General features: G+C 64.0%; 1 protein-coding gene. It reads left to right on the top strand.

Annotation, left to right across the window (positions count from 1 at the left end; translation table 11 throughout):
- Positions 1 to 1418: 1418 nt before the first annotated feature.
- Positions 1419 to 1979 carry a hypothetical protein gene (locus tag J1902_RS18860; protein ID WP_207617905.1) on the top strand — a complete coding sequence of 187 codons (561 nt, stop codon included), beginning with the start codon at positions 1419 to 1421 and terminating at the stop codon, positions 1977 to 1979.
- Positions 1980 to 2433: the final 454 nt, after the last annotated feature.

Consider the following 2433-nt stretch of genomic DNA (forward strand, 5'->3'; position numbering starts at 1 on the left):
ATGAGTGACTATGTCAACCTTTTTTGGCCCCGGCTGGACGGCTGTATCTGGCCCCACCAAGAGCTCCAAGACTTGTTCCGCGGCCCGGGCTTGTTGACTTTGTGACTTGAAGCAGAGCAGTGGAGTTGCCTTTGCACGGGAACGGGCCAGGGTCCCCTTTCCCCGTGCGCGTCTGTTGATCCACACAGGAGCCTCCGGCTTGGTAGACACTTCTTGGCCGGACCGGCAAACTGAAAGGCCAGGTACTCACAGGATCATCACAGGGAGAGGACCCGATGGAGCACCTCAGCCGATTCGCCCGCGAATTCCTTAAGGCGCTCAAGAACCTTCTGCCCATCGTGACCGTCGTCGTTGTGTTCCAGCTGCTGGGCATGCGAGAAACGAGTTCGCGTGGGGCTGGTATCGCGATTACCTCTCGGACACCCCGCCGGAGCTGATTTAGCCTGTTAAACAGCTAAGCCCGCCAATCCGCGGAAGCGGGGCGAGCTTGCCTAAAAAGTGGCACACCCTTCATGCGTGGATGCGGAGATGACGGTCCGCCGCTGCACGCAGCATGGTCCACAGGCCATCTCCTCCCGACGGGACCGGGCGCGGTCTTTGGACTGTCCGGGAAATCGTCGCCATGCCAGAACTGCAATGTCAACTGCAACGTGGAACTGACCATTGTCTGCAGTTTGATTTGACCGGTGGCTGCAATGGGCTGACCGTTGGCGGCAAGTATTTTTGAACGGTCAATCCAAAATGCCGTCTACGGTCAGTTTAAAGTTGCAGCTAACACTGGAACTCAGACCGGCACCGTGAAATCAGGCGAATTCCTTCAATCACGAAATTCGGGGAGCCCTGCGTACTCGTGCACGTGAGTACGCCTGTCCGAGGGCGGAGGGCAGGTGGCACACAGCGTGTCCAATGACGGTGCTCCGAGGTGCCGCTTGGCCTTGCCATTGGTGGGCGGCGGCGGGCGGACCCTGCCGTGCTGGCCAGCGGCTCGGCGTCCCGGACGCAGAATCCTGATGTCATTTTCCTCTAATGGTTCTTGGCAGGTCTGGTACCCGCTGGCAGGCTTGATGTTGATCTGTCGTGGTGTGACCCATCATTTTCCTGACCGTTGGGTTTCCAAGGTGTCTTCACGTCGGCGTGTCCGCTGAAGTCGGCTGCACGGATGATCGACGTCGACTGCACACGCTCCCGTGAGGGATCGATGCTCACAGACAGACCTCCTGATCCTGTCACAAATATCTCAAGATGGTTGACAAATTCGCTGCCCGCCGGGAATCCTGTAATGGTCGTGCTGCCTTCCGGGTCCCCGCCGATCGGGGCCGGAGACACACGGATGTCCTCCTTGTTCGAGGGGGCCGCGCGCTGGCTGGGGGCTGTTGCGAGGTGGTCCGAAAGGACCAGGATCGAACGGAGAACCAGTCATGAACCACGATCTCGGCGGCGTCTTCCCGCCGCGCACGGCCGACAGGGTCCGGCGAGAGGCGATGCGCTTCCATCCGGCCAGCCACGTTCCCACGACGGCGCAGGTGCCCGCCGGAGAGCAAGATCTGTTGGGCCGATGGGACCGCCTCCATGCCGTGCTCGTGCGGGCCGGCCTGACCGACGACGAATCGCGCACGGAGGTCGCCCGCATCGCGGCGGGCGGTATCTGGGACGAGTGCGCCGACGGGCTCAAGGAGCACCGCGCCGCGGCACGGCAGGAAGACGCACGGGCGTTCGCCGTCGCCCTGCGCTCGATCCAGGGCGCCATCACCCCCCTCACCCTCAGACCCGGAGACCTGGCAGCGGCCAAGGGCGCCGTCACCGGCGCCAGGCGGCGTCTCCAGCACAACCGAGGGCTGTTCGAGCGGCGCCTGCACCGCACCAACCCCGTGCTCGACCGCACGGGGCGGGCATTCGCGGCGCTCGAAGCATTCCTGAACCCGCACAGACCCGAGCCGCCCGCCCGCTTCCAGGGCGGCGCCGTTCCAGCCGCGGCCTGAGCAAGCCCGGAGCGCACCGCCCGACGGCGTCTTGGGCTCTCCGCCTTTGAATGCAGCTGGTCAGAGGCAGGACGCCGCCCGGTGCAGTCCCCGGACTTGCCTGAGCCTTCTGATCGGCGGCGCCCTTGAAAACCGCCAAACAAAGCTGCGATTTAACCGCCATCCCCGGGGTTCTGGCACGAATTTCGTGAACGGTGACGGATCGTCGCTGCGTGCGGTGTTCCCGCACCAGGACAAGGCGCTGGTGAAGCAGGTGCGCCGTGTGGACGGGATGACGCGGGTGTCGGTCCGGACCCGCGCGAACAGTGCATTCCCGTGCCCCGGACTGCGAGGTGCTGTCGCGGCGGGCGCACAGCCGCTACCGGCACCGGATCGCGGACACCGATCCCCGATTCACGAAAATCGTGCCAGAACCATTCCCAACGAACAGTCACATTCCGGCACGGCCCGGCGC

It is taken from the genome of Arthrobacter cavernae (assembly GCF_017368795.1).
In the GTDB taxonomy this organism is placed as follows: Bacteria; Actinomycetota; Actinomycetes; order Actinomycetales; family Micrococcaceae; genus Arthrobacter; species Arthrobacter cavernae.

Excerpts from the sequence above, each read along its gene's own strand:
- J1902_RS18860 (WP_207617905.1), top strand. The coding sequence starts at position 1,419 with ATGAACCACGATCTCGGCGGCGTCTTCCCGCCGCGCACGGCCGACAGG.